Genomic DNA, 19,825 nt, shown 5'->3' with positions numbered 1-19,825 from the left:
GATTTGAAATTCGTATCTAGATACCGGTAAGGAGGCTTTTTTGAAACCATGACTGAATTGAGTATAACGATTAAAGAGAAAGTGGATAGCTGGCTAAATGATCCATCCATTGATGAGGCAACCAAACAGGAGCTTCGTTCCTTGGACAACAATCCAGCGGAACTGGAAGATCGCTTCTATCGCGATCTGGAGTTCGGAACCGGCGGTTTGCGCGGTGTTATCGGAGCCGGAAGCAACCGGATAAACCGGTACACGGTGGCCCGGGCTACGCAAGGGTTTGCTCGATATATCCTGGAGGAGCATGCCGGAAAAGAGGGCCAGCCTTCTGTGGTGATTGCCCATGATTGCCGTCATTTCTCCCCGGAATTCGCCTTGGAGGCCGCGCTGGTTCTGGCCGGCAACGGAATTGTCGCCAAGCTGTTTCCGTCGCTTCGGCCAACGCCGCAGCTGTCTTTTTCCGTACGCAGCTTGAAAGCTACCGGAGGCATCGTGATTACGGCGAGCCATAACCCTCCGGAATACAACGGGTACAAGGTCTATAACGCTTCCGGGGGACAGCTGGTTCCCCACGAGGCCGAGCGGGTGATCGGAAACATTCAGGCGCTGACTTCGTTAAATGAAGTGAAGCGGTTGAGCCGGGAGGAGGCGGAAGCTAAAGGGCTTCTCGTCTGGCTGGGTGAAGCTGAAGATGAAGCTTTTGTGGAAACCGTGGCGAATACGAGCGTGAACCGGGAATTGATGGCGGCCGGCGCGGCCAAGGACATCGTCGTTGTATTCACTCCCCTGCATGGCACTGGGAATTTGCCGGTACGACGCGCGCTGGAGAAAATCGGTTTTACCCAAGTGCACATCGTTAAGGAACAAGAGCAGCCGGATGGAGATTTTTCGACCGTGAAGTCCCCGAATCCGGAGGAGCGCGAGGCGTTCACCATGGCGATCGAGCTGGGCAAAAAAATCGGCGCGGACATCCTGATCGGAACGGACCCGGATGCCGACCGGATGGGCTCGGTTGTACGTACGAAGGAAGGGGAATATGAAATTCTGACCGGTAACCAGTCAGGTTCGCTGCTCGTTCATTACGTGCTGAGCCAGATGATGGAGAGAGGGGCGTTGCCGGCGAACGGCGCGGTCGTCAAAACGATCGTGACCAGCGAATTTGGAGCGGAAATCGCCCGTCGCTATGGCGCTGCCGTCTTCAATACCCTGACCGGCTTCAAATACATCGGCGAAAAAATGAACGAATTCGAACAAACCGGTCAGCATACGTACTTGTTCGGCTATGAGGAAAGCTATGGCTATCTGGCCGGTAACTATGCCCGCGATAAGGACGCGATCGTCGCTTCAACCTTGATTTGCGAAGCTGCGGCCTATTACAAGCAGCAGGGCAAGACGCTGATCGACGTGCTGGAGGAACTGTACCAGCAATACGGCTACTACCGTGAATCGCTGGCTTCCCGCACGCTGAAAGGCAAAGACGGACTGGCGAAGATCACCGCATTGATGGAAGACTTCCGCGCCAACCCGCCGAAAGATGTGGCGGGAATCCGGGTTGCGGAAGTGCGGGATTACCTGAATGGAATCGAGGGACTGCCGAAGGAGAACGTCCTGAAGTTCCTGTTGGAGGACGGTTCCTGGTTCTGCCTCCGTCCGTCGGGAACGGAGCCGAAGATCAAATTTTATTTTGCCGTTCGCGGTACGTCGAATGAAGATGCCAAGGCACGTCTGTCCCAGTTGGAGGACGAAGTGCTCGCCCGCGTAGACGCGTAAGGCTGAATGGATTTGACGGAGAGTTCGGTGCCGCCCCGTGGAAATTTATTTATTAAGCGGGGCGGGCCATGCCGTGATTTTTTTACTTTTGAGGAGGTACCCTTGTGATTCGAAGTTGGCAGCGGTGGAATGACGCTTCCCGCAAATGGTTATGGATCTTGGTCATTGTTGGCATCGTGGCGTCTTTGCCCGTAATTATGCAGCGTGTGCAAACGGAGTCGTCGGCGAATAAAGTGGAAATCGTATTTAATTACAGAGGGCTGTTGGATATTGCCTCGTATCAGGCCAATCCGGCAGCTTACCTGGATGAACAGCTGGACAAGCTGAAAGAGGCCGGCGTCAATACGATGGCGATGTTCGAAAGCACGCTCGACGAATTGTCGAAGACGCGCCGGATCATGGTGTTTGGCGCGGCAGAGGCGGCAAAGATGACGCGGACGGTCGTTTCTCCGGACAGCAATTATACGTATATTGCTTTTACCAGCCCGGAGAATGAAGAAATCCTTGGGCCGATGATCCGAGAGGCCTTCGAGAAGCTGGATGTTTCCGTGGCTCCATGGAAATATGAGGATCACGGGGGGCTCGTAATTCAATTGGGCGCGGAGGAAGCGGCGTTGAAGCAGTTGCCGCTGGATCCCATCGCATTTGATATGCTGCGGGAGAAAGGATTCAATATTTTGCCGCGCCTGTCCGACAATGTTCCTTACGATCAAGAGTTGATGGATCAGCAGTTGGCGTTCTTCGCCGAGAACGGAGTCAAGCGGATTCTGTTTGACGGGGAAGCGGTTAAAGGGTTTCAGGATAATGAAGAGAAGAACAGCCTTCAATCCTTTGCGGACCTGCTCCGGAAACACGGGATTGGCCTTGCGGCTATCGAGAACTTGAAAGCACCGCAAAAAGGGTTAAACCAACTGGCTTATTTGTTGGATTATAACATTGTGCGCTTGCATTCCTTGGCGGATACGGAGGCTGGATCGGATAAAGCCGTATTGGCCGACCGTCTGGTTCTGGCTACCAAAGACCGGAATATTCGGATGATTTATTTGAACGCATCGCCGTCGAAGGATGCCACCAAAGCGGCTATTACAAATCCGATCAATAACCTGGTCGACGCGCTCAAAGGCCCGGAAGGGGCCATAGCGCGCATGCAGCATAACGGCTTCGAGACGGGGCAGGCGGAGGCGTTTCAAATTCATGATGCTTCCTGGCAAAAATATTTGAAAGCCATCGTCGTTTTGGGCGGAGTTGCCTTTATCGCTCTGCTGATCTCTTACTTTATCGCGCCGTTGACGCTGCTGGTGTTTTTGCTCGGGCTGATCGGTTCGGCGGGGCTTTACGTGCTGCAGCCTTCTATGCTGGAAAAGGCGCTCGCCTTGTTCGTGGCCATCAGCGGGCCGACGATCGCGACCATTCTCGCGATTCGCAAAGTGAAGGAAATCAGGGAGGCCCACCCGCGCCTGTCGGCCGGACGCCGGGCTACGCATGCGGTTGTTCTTTACGTAAAAACGGCGATTATCTCGCTGGCGGCGGTTCCGTTCGTGATCGCTTTGCTGAACAATATCACTTACAGTCTTGTGCTGGATCAATTCCGCGGCGTAGGTCTGTTGCATCTGGCTCCGATTTTGCTGGTGGCCATGTATGTTTTCCTGTATCAAGGAAGCTCGGTTTGGCAGGAACTTCGTAATTGGATGCGTATGCCGATTACGCTGATTTGGGTGGTTGCGGCTGGTGTGCTTGCCATCGTTGCGTATTATTATATGACGCGCACCGGGAATGCCGGTACGCTGCTGCCGGGAGAAGCGGCATTCCGCTCTTTCCTGGAAAACACATTCGGTGTTCGTCCGCGCAACAAGGAGTTCTTGCTGGCGCATCCGCTCTTCATCGCCGGCGTATTCGCCGCCTTCCGTTATCGTTGGGCGCTCTACGCCATGATCGTTGCGGTGATGGGGCAACTGTCCATGGTCGACACATTCGCGCATATTCATACTCCGGCGGTTCTCTCCTTGATCCGCGGGTTGCTCGGACTCGGCCTGGGACTTCTTGTTGGCCTGATCGCTATTCTGATCTGGCATATTATTGAAAGGTGCTGGGATAAATGGTCGCCGCGTCTTCTCAAACCTTAGTTCTTTCCGGTTATTACGGATACCGCAACAGCGGGGACGAAGCTGTGCTGCAGTCGATCCTGTCCGCGCTGGAGGAAGAAAGCCTGACCGCGGGAATATCCATCACACCGGTGGTATTGTCGATCGATCCCGAATGGACGTCTCGAACTTACGGCGTCCAGGCCGTCCACCGGATGAAACTGGCAGAGGTAAGGAACGCTATTAAGAACAGCGACGGTCTGATCAGCGGCGGGGGGAGCCTGCTGCAGGACGCGACCGGGCTCGGCTCGATCCCATATTATCTGGGAATTCTCAAGATCGCCCAGTGGCTGGGCAAGCCGACCTTTGTATACGCGCAGGGCATCGGGCCGGTTCGCCGCAAATTATTCCGGCCGGCGATCGCTTCGGTGTTCCGCCGCTGCGCATATGTATCGGTCCGGGATATCGAATCGGCCGAACTGCTCCGCAGCATGGGGATCCGGAAGGAGGCCGTCCAGGTCGTTCCGGACCCGGTCATGGGCTTGGCCCTGCCGGAGGCGGGGGCTGTGGGCGCTGCCACCGGCGGTGGCGAGCTGCCGGTGGTCGGGGTATCGGTCCGCTTCTGGAACACCGAGCGGACCGAACTTACGAAGCTGGCCGAAGGCCTCGCCTCGCTCTGCCGCCGCAAGCCGGTGCATATCCGGTTCCTGCCGTTTCATTTCCCCGGCGACGACGAAGCTTCGCGCTTCGTCATGGAGCGCTTGGGAAATGTGGCGGAACACGGAAGCACCGTGAGTATTGCGGCGGAGACGGAGCATCCGTACGAGATGCTTCGCGAGGTGAGCCGCTGCCGCCTGCTGATCGGAATGAGGCTGCACAGCCTCATTTACGCTGCTTCGCAGGAAGTGCCGCTGCTCGGCGTTTCGTACGATCCGAAGATCGACCATTTCCTGGGCCGCCTCGGCAGCGTGCCGGTCGGTACCACGGAGGAGCTCGATCCCCGGATCGTTGCCTCGCAAGCCGAGCGCCTGCTGCTGGAAGGCGATGTCTGGCGTACGGCGCACGCTCCGAAAATTTCGGAGCTGAAGCGCGAGGCCCGCACCCCAGCGCGGCGCATCGTAGAATTTTTAGGAAGCAAAGGGTGAGCTAGTGTGGAGACGCAACAAAAACAGGATCAGGCCATTCCCACGGTGTCCGTTTTCGGTGTATCCGTGTGCAAGTTGGGCATGGAGGACACGGTCCGGTATCTGATTGAGGCGGTCCGTTTGCGCAAGCCCCATCAGGTCATTACGGCCAATCCGATCATGCTGATGGCCGCAATGGAAGACCCCGCGTACAAGAAAATCATGCAGGAGGCCGAATTGGTTGTGCCGGACGGAACCGGGCTCGTTTGGGCCGCACAGAAGGGCGGCGATCCGGTGACGGAGCGGGTTGCGGGGTTTGACCTGCTGCATAGGCTTATGCGGGAGGGAGAGAGCCGCCGCTGGAAGGTTTACCTGCTGGGTTCAACCCCGGAAGTGATTCAGGAAGCGGCCCGGCGGTTAACATTGCAATATCCGGGGACGGAAATTGTCGGATATCGCGATGGCTACTTCAAACCGGATCAAGACCTTGAAGTGGTCGAAGCGATTAAGGCCGCTGCGCCGGATTTGCTATTTGTCGCCCGGGGCGCCGATACTCAGGAGCCGTGGATCGGAAAATACAAGCAAGCCCTGGGAGTTCCGGTGATGATGGGCGTCGGAGGAAGCCTGGATATTATTTCAGGCAAGACAAAACGGGCCCCGGTCACATTCCAGAAAATGCGGCTGGAATGGCTGTACCGCCTGCTCTCGGAGCCGACCCGCTTCCGGAGAATGCTTGCGCTGCCGAAATTCGTAGTCCGCGTACTGCGTGCGGGAGAAAACCTGACGAAAATGGGCTAAATAACCGGGTTTTTACGCAAAACAGCGTATAATTGCTCAAAAACGGGGTTTGTGTTTCTCCCGAAACGGAGTATAATTCATTCCGGCAGAACAAATGGGGGTTGAATTACACATGTGGATGATTTATACCATCGGGTTTATCGTCTCGCTGGTACTAGCATTGGGATTGACACCGCTTGTCAAGAAATTTGCGATTAAAGTAGGCGCTGTGGACGTGCCGAATGCCCGCAAGGTGCACACAACAATTATGCCGAGACTCGGTGGATTAGCGATTTTCTTGTCTTTTGTGCTTACGTTCTTCCTGGTTCTTCCGTTTCTTCCGGACAGTATTTCGGTACGCGAAGTGAATTTTATCAAAGCGTTTCTTGTGGGTGGAACGATGACGATTTTGCTTGGGGCGTTCGACGACCGGTTTGATCTGCCGGCCAAGCTGAAGTTCCTCGTTCAAATCGCCACGGCTTGCGTGGTTGTTTTCGGTTTTGACATTCGGATTGAATTTGCCAATATTCCTTTTCATACGTATGCTTCCGTGGAAGGTTGGATTGCGATCCCGTTCACGATCCTTTGGATTGTCGGCGTGACCAACGCGATCAATCTGATCGATGGTCTCGACGGGTTGGCCGCGGGGGTTTCAGCGATCGCTATCGGGACGATTACGGTGATGGCCTTTTTGATGGGCAACACCGTTGTGGCCCTGCTGTGTCTTTTGCTGCTGGGCGGCATTATCGGTTTTCTGTATTTCAACTTTCATCCGGCTAAAATATTTATGGGCGACTCCGGGGCGCTTTTCCTCGGCTTCAGCCTGGCGCTCTTGTCGCTGCTTGGCTTTAAGCAGATCGCCATCGTGTCCTTCCTGACACCGCTCATTCTCATCGGTGTTCCGCTTTCGGACACGTTGTTTGCCATCGTGCGCCGATGGATGCAGAGGAAGCCGATTTTTTCGCCGGACAAAGGACACCTGCATCACTGCTTGCGTGAAATCGGCTTCAGCCATCGTCAGACGGTGCTGATCATTTACGGGATCGCCGCATTTTTCGGCGTGCTGGCGGTTATCCAATCCTCGGCGGCGATGTATAATGCGAACTGGGTCACCTTCGTCGTCATTTGCGTGATGGTGTTCTTCCTGCAAATCGGCGCAGAGGTCATTGGCCTGATCGGCAAGACCAAACGCCCGCTGCTCAACTTTTTTGCGCGTCTGCGCATGAAGGCCGGCACTGAGCGTGGCTCGAAGTAGTTGCCGCTTTTAACGAATCGCTATAATTATGAATTATTATAGGCTTTAGGCGTATGGACTAGCCCTGTCAGCTCGATTGAGCGGCGGGGCTTTTAGCTATATATGGTGCCGGGGGAACCGGCAAATGGACTAGCCGCTATGCCCGTGAAAAGGGTATAATACATGGGACGAGTTTATTTTTTTGAAGGGAGTAATTCGGATGAGCGAGCAACTACTCCATCAGATTTTGCAGAAGTTGGATCACATTGAAACAGACGTGCAGACGATGAAGTCAGACATGCAGACGATGAAGTCAGACATGCAGACGATGAAGAAGGATGTCGTGTCATTAAAAGAGACTCAGGAGCTTATGCAGACGCAGCTTGGTGAAACCAACGCTATCGTCAGAGCGATTCGCGACAGACAGGATGAGACGGACGCGAAGCTAGATGCGCTCAGTATGGACGTTCACAAGCTCCATGGAGAGCTGTCCTCCCTAAAAGAGGGACAAGAGCGCCACGAGAAGATTTTGGAGAAGCTATCGATCCGCTCCCTTGAGCATGAGGCGGATATTCGCGAAATTAAACTGGCGAAATAGATCATTAGATATTCTTAAATAGGCCCTCCGGCTAACGTCGGATGGGTCTTTTTAAATTTTAACAATCAATTTAAGTATATTTTACCTATTTTCCTAAAATAATGGCTCCCGGCATCCGATAACAAACCTATACGACTTTTTGGACGGTTTCCGATAAACAACAAGCGGAAATCACGACATATTCACAAAGGAGAGATAAAATCATGCAACGCATCAAAAAGCCTTTCGTATGGTTCGTGCTGGCAGCCTTGATCGTCACCTTATTCCCGCCGGGAATAGTTCAAAAGGCGAGCGCGGCTACGGCTGCGAACTATTTTCTTCCGGACGATGTCACACTCAGAAACACATCTTTTCTGACTTTGGAAAATACGGCTGACCAGGTCGGAAAAGATCGCTCCAAGATGTATATTACTACAAGCCCTACGGTTAGCTTCACAGGGACATATTCCCATGTTACAGAGGAGTCTTTAAAGGTTAAAGTAGAACGCTTAACGATGAATTCGCAGAATAAAAACTGGGAGACTGACAGTTCCCAATTTAAAAACGGAAGTATTTCCAGGGATACAACTTCCACGGATTATTCGCAAAAGTTTAAGGTAACAAATCTTTCATTGTTCGCAGGTTACAACAAGATTACGCTGTCCGGTTCCCAAAATGGAATTACGCGTGAAGACACTTTTTATATTTTGTTTGATCAAGTGCCTTATGTCCAAGAATTGAAGCTGGTTGGATCCAGTTATGGCAATATTTATTTGAACGAAGGTGCAGAAGTAGTATCAGACAAAGATAATGTCTCAATTTCCGGGGAAGTGAAGAACGCTACAGAAGTAACGGTTAAGGTCAATGGCGGAACAGGCCTAGTAACGACATTAACCCAAACCGGCAAATTTTTCTCGCCTCCTCTGAACTTAAGCCCAGGCTCAAATAAAGTCGAAATTATGATTAAAAGCGGTGCGGATTCCGTTACCATCGAGCGGTCAATTTACTATTTTGATAAGAACAAACCGTTTGACAAAATCAATTTGGAGTACAACGGTAAAAGCTACGACGTAAATAATAAAGTAGCCGTGGTTACGGATAATAGTACGGCACCGACTACAGTGAACGGTACGATTGAGTTTTCCTTATTGCTGAACGATACAGGCAATACTTTTGCCAGTAAAGGTGCGTTAACACTAACGGATTTGAATAATAGTTCCGCGACTCCGGTGACTTCGTTTACCGTTACCAAAGAAACGGAAGTTCCGGCTCCAGATGGGACGACTAGAGCTTATAGAATAGTGGACGTTCGAGTGCCAATCACGTTCTCTAGCGGTGACCAAAGATTCAGCCTAAATCTGCAGTATGACAATGTATATACCACATTTGCAAATATTAACTTTAAGTATCTGCCCGGTGAGGCGGCAATAACCCATTTGAAGTATGTGAAAGATCCAGCGACTATACCGGCGGATATTAATACGCTGCCGGATTTGGACGGAGCCGAAGTGGATAAAGAAACTTTCTATATCCTCGTTGCGGCGGATCAGAATTTCGCTGCTAGCGACCTCAAGGCTGTATATATGCCAAAAGGCGATACGGGTCCTACATTGACCTCCCGCAGTGGTTCGGGTAATCAGTACGTATATGAGGTTAGCGGGTTTTCGAGCGGTAAACAGCAAGTGAAGTTTTCCATTGGTAATTCAAACGCTTCGAAAACAGCGACGATCTCCTACGCAACTAAAAACTATATCTATGTTGAAGGATTGTATGATGGTCAGGTGATTACGAAAGACTCGAGTAATTCGAATCTTTCATTGGAAATTTCGGGCGAATACCGCGATTTTGAAAATTTGTCCAATCCGCAGTTTTTTGTGAACGGGATATCTAATGACAAGTTGACATCACCAATCACTTTCAATCCGACGGTAAATGATTCTAAATTCTCTTTCTCGCTTCCAATCGATGTTAGTGGACCACTCTATTATGGCGAGAACCGGATCAAGTTCGTCGGCGTTTCGATGGATGGAAAAGGTAACTCAAGAACAGTTGTTAAAGAGTTAAGGATATATATTCAAGACACGAATGTATCAAATATTACGGTATTTCGCCCGAAAGTTTTTGATCCGTCCGTTAATTTCTCGGGTCTTAAATTGAATGATACCAGCGGAGCAAATACACAGCTTACGAATATCTTGGCGAACTCACCGGAGTTCAAATTGGTTGGTGAAAAATACGAAACAAGTGCCCAAAAATACGATCTGATTATTCAAGGATCTGGCGCTAAGATCATCAATTTGCTGCGCGGCACTGAAAATGTATTTTCTTCCCAAACGGATGGCGCCGGACTGGATGCAATATTGACTCAAACCACTATGACTGATACATCGCTCATTAGCGGTTCGATTGTCCGTAACGGACAACCGACCTTGCAATATGATATGGCCGTATTTAACGGTAAGTTCGTATTACGCATCAAAGATATTGCGCTGGACACCTTAGGAAGCCAAATTTACAACCTGGAGCTGATTAACACCACAGGGGCACGTACATCGCAAAGACTGGAAATTACTCGGGTGCTGGCTCCATATCGTATTTTGTCCCCTGTTCCTACTGTTGGGGAGCAAATTATCGTGAACAAAAACTTCGTACGCTTTGATATCGAAGCCGAAGGGGCAACTAAAGTTATTATCGATAAAGGCGAAGCGATCAAGCGGACGGATCTGCCGGATAACACACCGGCGCGCTTTATCTACGATTATGTTGGGTTGAAGCCGGACAAATCGACCAAGATCAAGATCCAAATCGTCCGTGGTGAAGAAACGCTCAATGAGACGATTGAGGTGTACTACACCAGCGCAATTGCCGTGGATTCCCAGTACATGACCGAGAAGCCGGGCACGAGTTATAGTGCGTTTAATAAAGCACTGACGTTGTCTTTCCCTAAAGGTACGGTTTTGAAAACCGCGAATGTTCCTGAGGGAGCTGTGACCAAGTTTTATCCCAACAATAAACTGCTGTTCGGGATTGCGGATCCTAAGACAGGCATCGTCGAACGCCGGAATGACTACGGAAATATTTTTAACATTGATAAAGATGAGAGAACGCCTAGTGGTCTTGCCACGCTTACCTTGCCGGAAGACTTAGTTGAATTCTTCAACTCCACGGCAAAAACAAGCAACTTTACTCGTGTCTCGAATGTATACTGGATTCATGGCGGTATCGGAGAAACCGGCAATGGAGATACGTATAAACCGGCAACCAACGGTTTGCCGCCGTATTCTATTTTGCCGCAATACTCGACTTCGCAAAACTTCCGGGATGTGATGATTCGCGAGCCGGAAAGAAAGCTTGTTCCGTCGCAACGGGGAACCTTGAAATTGCAGTATGACAAAAACGTAGTAGATGATGCAGGCACGACCGTAACGGTTTTCCGCTTTAATGAGAACTCGGAATGGGAAAACGTGGGCGGTACCGTAGATACCAAAAACAATACTATTACGGTTCCGTTCGACGATTTCGGTTACTACATGGTTATGAAACAAAGCCGCGGATATAGTGATATCACGAATCATCCATGGGGCCGCAACATTTTGAATGCCTTGTACTCCAAAGGCATCATGCAGAATGTGCAACCTAATGCTTTCGGTGCCGATGACTTGACTACCCGTGGGGAATTTGCGACATTATTGGTTAAAGGCTTAAATATTCCTTTGAACTATGACAATAAGGTACAAACTTATTTTGACGTTGTTCCTGGCGCTAAAACCGACACTTGGGAGTTCAAGTATATCGAAACAGCTTCCAGAGCGGGGATCATTACCGGGATCTCTGAAGGTTACTTCGGAGTGGAGGAGCCGGTTTCGAGAGAACAGGCTGCCATGATGGTCGCCCGGGCGCTTAAGCTGAAACTTCCGGCAAATGATGACAAGCTGAATGCAACTCTGACTAAACAATTTATGGATGCGGGCAAAATCGACCGTTACGCACGCCCGGCTGTTCAAGCCGTTTATAAGGCCAAATATATGGATGGACAAAGCGTAACAACAGCAGGCAGCAAGAAGGCTTCGATCAACTTTAATCCGAAGAACAGCATGACTCGGGCGGAAGCCGGTAAAATTGCGGTGGAACTGCTCAAGAAGAGCAAGATTTTCCCTAAAAACTTAAGCTAAACCATCAAGCTGAGAACCTGTCTATGGGAATATCGCATAGGCAGGTTTCTTTTTTCCAATTACATCATTTTGTAATTTGTTGGAGATTAAGATACAATAGTCAGAGTAATCGATATTTTTGCAAAAGGGTGAACTAATTCAGATGAAACCGATTTTATCGAAACCGCAGTTGGGCTACTCGAAAGCGAAGAGAAAGTTTGAGGATAAATCCAAAGTATTGGAGAAAAAAATTGAGGAGACAGCTAAGCTGCAGGAGGTAACCCAGGAGGTTATGGAACAGCTTGTGCTTGAGACCGGTTTCCATGATGCCTTTAACGAATTGCGGGCGGCGGAAGAAGAACTCATCGAATGGTCCCACATGACCATGAAGCATGAGAAGACGTATAAAGAAAACAGGCAGGCCATCGACGATATGTATACCAAACTGAATAGTGATCCGGCCATGCGAACGCGTATCATCCAATTGGCTATGCGTGTAAGATAATTTTATGGAAGGGATCACCTCTCTAAATTCGATAAGACGTCCATTTTGGACGTCTTATTTGCGTTTTAGTTTCATAAATTATGGGTATTGGTTATGGTAAATGTTGCTTGGTGACTGGGATATTCAAGGATGTTATACTAATTTCCGTAAGGCGGAAGGACAAGAAAAAAGATGAAGATGAGGGGAACAGTGGCAAAGGTAACAATCCTGCAATTTTTTTTCGAAACACCGCAACTTTTTGAAACCCCGTGCGTTTAACATGTAGAGCATTGACAATGATGACCTATTTAGACATTCCAAGCTGTTCCTTTTGGGGAAACTTGTCTATCTATTAGAAAATTTAGCTTTACGGCACTAGGGACTCATTGTATAATGTTTAGGTAGGATTAGGAAACTAGTCTATTTCTACATTCTATTTCCTGTGGCAATGTTTACAAGTTTCTGCGAGTTAATCGCAGACCTAATTTATAGGAAATCTGCTCAGGCTCTGGAAAGGGGGTGCAATGGCTAATGAGTAACACGAGCTATTCATTTAAAGAAAATTCTCATGCGATAGTTAATCAAGGAGGAGAAAAAAAGGTTATGAAGAAAATTTTATCCGTAGCTCTGTCTACAGCAATGGCATTCTCCATGTTTGCTTCCGTAGCATTCGGTGCAGATGCTAACTTGTCTGACGAGCAAAAGTTTAACGCTTTGAAAGAAGCCGGAATCGTGAATGGGATGCCGGACGGCGGTTCCCACTTGGAGAAGGCTTTGTCCAGAGCGGAATTGGCTAAAATCATCGTTAAGGCAACCGACTTGCCACCAGTAACTGGCGTTGCTTCTTACAAAGATAAAGGCTACACCGCTAAGCACTGGGCAGCTTCTTTCATTGAAGCCGCTACACAAGCCGGCATCATGAATGGTAAGGATGCTACTAAGAAATTGTTCGATCCTACTGGCAACGTTACTGTGCAAGAACTTGCAAAAGTTCTGACAATTGCTTTGAAACTGCCAGTTCCTGAGAAAGCTGACAACACTGCTAGTGGTTGGGCTAAAGGTTATGTAGCAGCAGCTGTCGAGAAAGGTTACATCCCTGCAGGCATCAACTACCAAGCTAATGCTACTCGCTCCCAAGCGATCGTTGCAGCTTATGCGATCTGGAATGCAAGTCAAAAACCAACAGTAAAATCTTACAAAGTAGTGGATCCAAAGAACGTTGAATTCACAATGTCCGATGGTGAAGTTGTGAAGGTTGCTTTGGAAAAAGCTCTCGAAGCTAACAAAGAAACCGAAGTGAAATTCACTTACAAGAATTTAGAATACACTGAGAAAGTTGTTTACAAAACAACCGTTGCTCAGAAGGTCGAAAGCGTTAAAGCTGACAACCTGAAACAAGTAGTTGTTAAATTTGACGGTACGGTTGACAAAGCAAGTGCCGAAGAAGAAAGCAACTATAAAATTGATGATGTTGAAATCAAAAAGGCTGAGTTGTCCGATGACAAAACAACAGTTACATTGCTGTTGACGAAGGAAGACGGCGCGCTTGATAACAAGGATGAAACTACACTGAAAATCAATAATGTGAAGAATGAAGACGGTACGGTAACATTTGCTACCGACATCAAATTCACACCAGCTGACGTGACGGCTCCTACTGTAAAAGAAGTAGTAGGTCTCGGAACTAAAGCTTTCAAAGTTAAATTCAGTGAGCCAATTACTGAAGAAGAAGGTTCGGTTTCCAGCAACTTTGAAATTGATGGCGGTGCTGTAGGCGGCTCTGTTACTTATGTTTATCCAGATACCGTAATCGTGAGTGCGAACCTGTCGGTTGGCAGCCATAAAGTATCGATCAGTGACGTAGAAGATTTCTCGGGCTTGAAAGTAGCTCCGGTTGATCACAGCTTCGAAGTTGTTGAAGATACAAAAGCTCCGGAAATCGTGTCTGTTGAAACTAACGATTTGACTGAACTTACAATTACCTTCAATGAAACGATTAAAGATATCGATGATGTTTATGTAAACACATCTTCTAACAATGCTGAATCCATCGATATCGATGATAACAAAGTCACAGTGAAACTTGATGACAAGAGCCCGATGAATTACAACAAGAACTCGGTTCATGTCAAAGGTGTAAGAGACTACAGTGATAACAAGGCGGATCGTGAATCGGAAGTGACGCCGACACTGGATACGATTCGTCCAATCATCACTAAATCCGAAGTTGATATGGATGGTAGTGACTATATCGTAACTCTGACCTTCAGTGAGAAGGTTCGTGAAGACGATGTGAAAGATCTGGATAACTATGTATTGAAAGATGAAGATGGCAAGATTGTCGATGAAGATTTCATTGATAAAGACGGCCATCCGACAAACGAAGTTGATTTGAAAGACATTGACGACAACAAAGTCATTGTAAATCTTGGCAGCGCTCTGGATAAGGATGAGGTTTACAAGCTGGAAGTTAGCGGTATTGGTGACAGAGCGTATGTAAGAAACGTCATGATGCCTCAAACGATTGAAGTCGATACTGGTAAAGCTGGTAACGATACGTTTGAAAGAGCATGGGTCGACAAAGACTATCTGTATCTCCAGTTCTCTACTGATCTTGCTACAGACGGTAACGGCAGTGCAAGAGACAAAGATAAATTTACTTTGGTAGATACTGATGGCAAACGTTATTCTTATGACGGTACGGTCAATATTTATAACGCTGACAGCATCCGTCTGGAGAAAGATGATTTCGATGGCAAAGAACCTGCAAAAGGTATGAAGATCGAAGTAGCTTACATTGCTAACAAAGACGGCGACTTGATTAAGGACAACGGTTCGTCTGTATTGGTACAAACAATTAGTGATAAGGCTACAGACAAATTGTTCGACATCGTTGTAAATGACTCTGAAGTAGTAGATGTTGATGAAGTGAAGATCAAATTCTCTGCTAAAGTCAATAGCTCCAGCGCTAAAGGCTTTGAAGTTGATGGCAAACAGCCAAATAGTTCTTCCCTTAGCAGCGATGGAAAAACTTTGACGCTTAAATTCAATAACAGCAATGAACTGAGCAAAGATGGCGCATACATTCTTAAAATTACAAGCACTAGTGCTGCTTCTGACGTATACGGTAACAAGCTGACGTCTGGCGATACTTATACTCTGCAAGATAAGATTAAACCGGAACCTAAGGGCAGTTATTTTAACGTTGAGAAGATCGAAGGAGTAACAGATGCTGTTTACTTTGACATCGCACTCACTGAAGGAATTACAATTAATAACTTTAACTCGGATTATGTGAATGGTCTGTTTAAAGTTAAGGTAGGTTCAGATACAGCAACAGTAACTGCCGTTACTTACGGTAAGAACAATGACAATACTGTATTGCGCTTGAGAGTAAATGCTTCGGAAGCATCTCTCAGCGGCAAGAAAGTTACTGTCGAATATGATACTACCAAAGGTGTAATTTACGACAGAAACAAAAATGATCTTGATGATTTCACAGCTTACAAACGCTAAGATTTCATCTAAAAAGGCAGACCTTAAGGGGTCTGCCTTTTTTACGTATACCCCCGCAGGGCGTAGCTCTAGGGCGGTCATTTCATAATTGCAGTCGCAAGAATACGGTGAAACCCGCAGGAGTTAACATAGGACATAAATCGAGAGTCACGAAATTCCGGAAAATCGGAGAGGCTAAGCTGCAAGGAGAAGGGGAAATGATGCATATGTTAATATGTGAGAGGGCGGAGTTAACCGCCCACCTCCTACTTTTTATGCCCATTATGGGCGTCAGCTTAAATGAGGGGTCGTCAAGTCAGGAATTAACGTAAGGGGCCAACTAAGGCAAAAACACTGTTTAAAAAGGTTAAGAAATCCAGTCAGGGATCACTTGTATTATGGACCTTAAATAAAGGGATACCCACAATTCATTAATTTGTGATATTAATTCATCTTGAGTTCATATTTATATATTTAACTAAGTTTAAACTTTTTTTAAGCTTTTACGTATATAATATATATACGACTTTTTATTAGGAGGTTTGGACTTGAACAAAGCAAAATCGTTAGTAGCATCAATAGCTGTAATGGCTTTATTAGCCCAAGGTACTACAGGGATTGTAGATGCTGCCTCAACAACACCGAAGAAGACGACCCAGACGAAGCAAAAATCATCGGTTAAAACACTTAACAATTTGAATGCGGTGAAGGTAACATCCAAAAGTACCGTGAGACTTAGTAATGTCAATATTTTATCCCAAGAAGAAGGCAGTGTGTTAACCTATACGTTAACCTATAATAATAATGACAGTAAGACTTTGTCTCTGGTGGATTATTGGACAAAAGTGAAGACGAATTCAGGGACGGTTTATTCCGTAACTGCAATAAGCGCTGATAAAGACAAGAAAAAGGTTGTCCCCGGTTCTTCTCTCAGCGTGACGTATACCGCCAAAATTGCCAAAGGGTTAAAGTATAGTGATTTGAACTTTCAAGTCATTAAATGGAATTTCAGTGTAGCAGGATATGAGCAATTACTGGGCAGCATAAAAATTCCTTCTACATACTCTGTTACTACTCCCGTAAAGAGTTCGGCAAAATTGAATTTGAATGGCTCCTCTGCGGCAGCTAAAGTTAATTCCGTTAATATTTTGGGGCTGAACGACAATAAATATGTATATGTGGAACTAAATCTTCAAAATACAAGCTCTAAAACTTTGGAAAATCCGAATCTTAAATTTGTTGTCCAAACCGCCGGCGGGACGCCTTTTGCCCTATCCGCGGATTCGACAAGCTCGAATTATCAAATTTTGCCGCAAGAAACGAAAACGCTGAATTTAATAGCTAAAGTTCCAAAATCGGTAAATCTAAAAAATCTACAGCTTTTGATGGCGCAAAACGATGAAACAACCAAAAACGATTTGCCGATCGCGTCGATGGACTTGGGAATTACGACAGGTCAATTTACCAAAACGGCCGTGAATAAAGAAAAGGCCTTAACTGTCGATAACAACAAAATTACGACCAAGATCAATAGCGTCTCCAGAAACCAAAGCTTTGGAGAAAGTACACTGTCTATCCAGTTTGAGTTGGCGAACAAAGGGCATAGCACGATTACGCTCCCCAACTATTCGTTTGAAGTGCAGGTTGGCTCGAAGACATATCCGCTTACGGCCAGCGGTTTAACAGGCACAGCGTTGGGGCCCGACGAATCGCAGATCATTTCTATTGATGGTATAATTCCTGTTATCGCTAATGAAGAGGAAATGGAGCTTATCCTGAAAACACCGACAGGGACTTCCACGGCAGAGGATCCGAGCGGAACAAAAGCCACGACGGGTAGCTATCCGATTGCTCTTTACAGTTTCCCTGAGTTTGAGGAAAGGCAGTCTACAGCGGGAGGACAGGAGCGTACCGTCAAAAACAACGATGGGGTCTATGGCGTAACCTTGGATAGTGTTCAAAAACTGCCGTGGGATACCGGAAATATTTTAACTTCCAAAATTACGATTACGAATAAGGGGAACAAGGCAGCCAAACTTCCGGAATTTGTTGGAGCTTATAAAATGGATGGGGCCAACATCAGCAGTACAGTGCAACTGATAAACAGCAATACCACCCGGATCTTGGGAGAGGGTGAGAAGGCGGATGTTTACGTCGTTGCCAACATCCCATCCGACTTGAATTTCTCGCAAATGCAGGTGCAATTGCAGCAGAAGACAGGAACCGATTCTACTAGCAATTGGGTGATGTTTACTAAATACGGCAAGACTAGCGACTTGAAACTGGTTGCCGACGGCGGTTTGTTTGATCTGAATACAGCTGGGAAAAAAGCGGACCTGCAAACACGGAAGACGTACTTGTACAAAGGAACGACTTACGACGTGTTATATACGGAGCTTGTTCTCCGCAACCAGGAAGATAAGCAAAGCAATCTTTCCCGCTTGACGGGGTACTACCGAACCAAGGATGGACAGTACTACAAGGCAACGGCAAATCAGGTTACGCGTACAGTCGGACCTAAAGCTGCCAGTATTGTAACTTTCTCTGCCCAAATCCCTAAAGCGGCGGATGTTGCCAACTGGGATCTGGTTATCGGAGAGAGTATTTCGGAAAACAAATTTACAAGTACGGCGGAAGAGGCGGTTACGGGTTACGTCAACGCTTCGGCGATGGAGTTAACTTTGGATAGCCGTGATTTGCAGAATTCTTTGAAAAATATCGAACTGTTCCCTTACACGCTAAACATCGCGAATATAGAAGGAAAAACGAGCGGTTCCGGATTGGAAGTAAGCTTCAAATATGAACTTAAACGCGATTTGAACTTTGAAATGGGCGAATTCCAGCATAAGTATCTATTGGAGGTTGTCGATTCCAGCGGAGCGAGATTTGAAAAGGAAATCGAGCTGGAAAAAGACTTTGAGCTTGTCACCAATAGAGATTACTCATATGTTATTAACGATCCGATTTTTACGGCCATTAGAACGGGTTCGTTCCAATTCTCAGTCTACGATCTCTACCAAGGTGTTAAAACAAAGCTTGCCACTCAAGCCGTCGGGTACGGTGAAACCGATCTGTAACTTGACTATTTTTATCAAAAACAAGGCCAAAGTCATAAACGACTTTGGCCTTGTTCCATTCTCGTGAAACGAATATGATAGAATCATCAAAGGAGAGATTAGAGGAGGAACAGCATGAAGACACCATGGAAAGTAGCTGCGGCCGCTGTTGTGGTTGGCGGAGGAATATGGGCAGGTTCTTTAATGAATTTGACGGCAGAAGGGGCGGGAGCCTCTACCCAGCCGGGAACCGCTGATGATCCGGTGGTTACGAAGAGCTATGTGGATCAAGCCATCCAACAGGCCCTAAAGGGCGGAGGGGCGACTACAACTCCGTCTACACCTTCTAAACCAACCGCACCTGCAAAAACCGACAATAACGAAAGCGGTAGCGCCAGTACAGAAGCCATCGAGATTGTTGATGTGAAGCCGGGGAAGATTCTCATCGCCTCGGCGGGCGCGGAATTTATCGTCCGATCCGGCAAAGCGGTGATCTACAGCGAAGATTCCAATGGTGTTGCGGATTTGACTGACGGGAAGGATGTCGGCAACGGGGGAACTGTAGCGAATAACCACTTGCTTTCGTTTCCGCGTGCAGGACGCGGGATTCAGGTTGCTGAGGGGAGCAAGTATAATCTAACCGTTATGGTTCGAGGCGGTTATTCGGTCAAGTAAGGAATTAACATACGACCGCATGTTTTTGCCAGATGTAACAAACATTAAAAGGGCTAGGTGAAGGGTCGGTGCACATACTACTCCTGAGATAAAAATTTTGCAGGAGGTGCATCCCTTTATGGCAAGAAGCAACCGTAAAATCGTACCGGAAAGCCGTCAGATGATCAATCAAATGAAGTATGAGATTGCTGCGGAATTCGGGCTTCCTGTTGCAAATACCATGGGTTTAGCGGGGTCCGCAGATGCCGAATTTGCCGGTGAACTCGGCGCTTATGGATCAGGTAACTCGGGAATGGAATGGAAATACATGACTTCCCGGGAGAATGGCTCGGTCGGAGGGGAAATTACGAAACGTCTTGTCGCTGAGGCGCAGAAACAGCTTCTTTTGTAAAAACTACGGACTT

At 47.6% G+C, this 19,825-nt stretch carries 12 protein-coding genes; all 12 read left to right on the top strand.

Annotated features, from left to right (window positions below; translation table 11 throughout):
• Positions 1–48 precede the first annotated feature (48 nt).
• The 12 genes from V4U88_RS05065 to V4U88_RS05010 all read left to right on the top strand — a co-directional run bounded on the left by V4U88_RS05065 (position 49) and on the right by V4U88_RS05010 (position 19,812).
• Positions 49–1,767 (top strand): phospho-sugar mutase, encoded by a 1,719-nt coding sequence (locus tag V4U88_RS05065; RefSeq protein ID WP_334072182.1) that lies wholly within the window; start codon positions 49–51, stop codon positions 1,765–1,767.
• Between the two features lie 197 nt (positions 1,768–1,964).
• Positions 1,965–3,890 carry a DUF5693 family protein gene (locus tag V4U88_RS05060; RefSeq protein WP_416367211.1) on the top strand — a complete coding sequence of 642 codons (1,926 nt, stop codon included), beginning with the start codon at positions 1,965–1,967 and terminating at the stop codon, positions 3,888–3,890.
• Complete coding sequence (csaB, locus tag V4U88_RS05055; RefSeq protein ID WP_334072180.1) at positions 3,863–4,993, top strand: polysaccharide pyruvyl transferase CsaB; 1,131 nt, start codon at positions 3,863–3,865, stop codon at positions 4,991–4,993. The genes V4U88_RS05060 and csaB overlap by 28 nt, the downstream gene beginning before the upstream one ends.
• Before the next feature lie 6 nt (positions 4,994–4,999).
• Positions 5,000–5,770: a WecB/TagA/CpsF family glycosyltransferase gene (locus V4U88_RS05050; protein ID WP_334072179.1), complete on the top strand. Its 771-nt coding sequence runs from the start codon at positions 5,000–5,002 to the stop codon at positions 5,768–5,770.
• 112 nt (positions 5,771–5,882) lie between these two features.
• The gene (locus V4U88_RS05045) at positions 5,883–7,004 is read left to right on the top strand and encodes a glycosyltransferase family 4 protein (RefSeq protein WP_334072178.1); all 1,122 of its coding nucleotides are present in this window, start codon (positions 5,883–5,885) and stop codon (positions 7,002–7,004) included.
• A gap of 199 nt (positions 7,005–7,203) precedes the next feature.
• The gene (locus V4U88_RS05040) at positions 7,204–7,581 is read left to right on the top strand and encodes a hypothetical protein (RefSeq protein ID WP_334072177.1); all 378 of its coding nucleotides are present in this window, start codon (positions 7,204–7,206) and stop codon (positions 7,579–7,581) included.
• 203 nt (positions 7,582–7,784) lie between these two features.
• Positions 7,785–11,732 (top strand): S-layer homology domain-containing protein, encoded by a 3,948-nt coding sequence (locus V4U88_RS05035; RefSeq protein ID WP_334072176.1) that lies wholly within the window; start codon positions 7,785–7,787, stop codon positions 11,730–11,732.
• A gap of 142 nt (positions 11,733–11,874) precedes the next feature.
• On the top strand, positions 11,875–12,216 hold the full coding sequence (locus V4U88_RS05030) for a hypothetical protein (RefSeq protein ID WP_334072175.1): 342 nt from the start codon (positions 11,875–11,877) through the stop codon (positions 12,214–12,216).
• A 510-nt stretch (positions 12,217–12,726) separates the two neighbouring features.
• A complete protein-coding gene (locus V4U88_RS05025; RefSeq protein ID WP_334072174.1) occupies positions 12,727–15,711 on the top strand; it encodes an S-layer homology domain-containing protein in 2,985 nt (994 codons plus the stop codon).
• A 527-nt stretch (positions 15,712–16,238) separates the two neighbouring features.
• Positions 16,239–18,767, top strand: a complete 2,529-nt coding sequence (locus tag V4U88_RS05020) for a hypothetical protein (protein WP_334072173.1) — start codon at positions 16,239–16,241, stop codon at positions 18,765–18,767.
• Between the two features lie 114 nt (positions 18,768–18,881).
• Positions 18,882–19,421: a hypothetical protein gene (locus V4U88_RS05015; protein WP_334072172.1), complete on the top strand. Its 540-nt coding sequence runs from the start codon at positions 18,882–18,884 to the stop codon at positions 19,419–19,421.
• Positions 19,422–19,539: 118 nt separating this feature from the next.
• The gene (locus V4U88_RS05010; protein ID WP_334072171.1) at positions 19,540–19,812 is read left to right on the top strand and encodes an alpha/beta-type small acid-soluble spore protein; all 273 of its coding nucleotides are present in this window, start codon (positions 19,540–19,542) and stop codon (positions 19,810–19,812) included.
• Positions 19,813–19,825 lie beyond the last annotated feature (13 nt).

This window comes from Paenibacillus sp. A14 (assembly GCF_036864815.1).
Classification (GTDB): Bacteria; Bacillota; Bacilli; order Paenibacillales; family Paenibacillaceae; genus Fontibacillus; species Fontibacillus sanfengchensis.
Note: the sequence above shows the minus strand (reverse complement) of the source record. Positions and strands in the feature narration are given on the sequence as shown.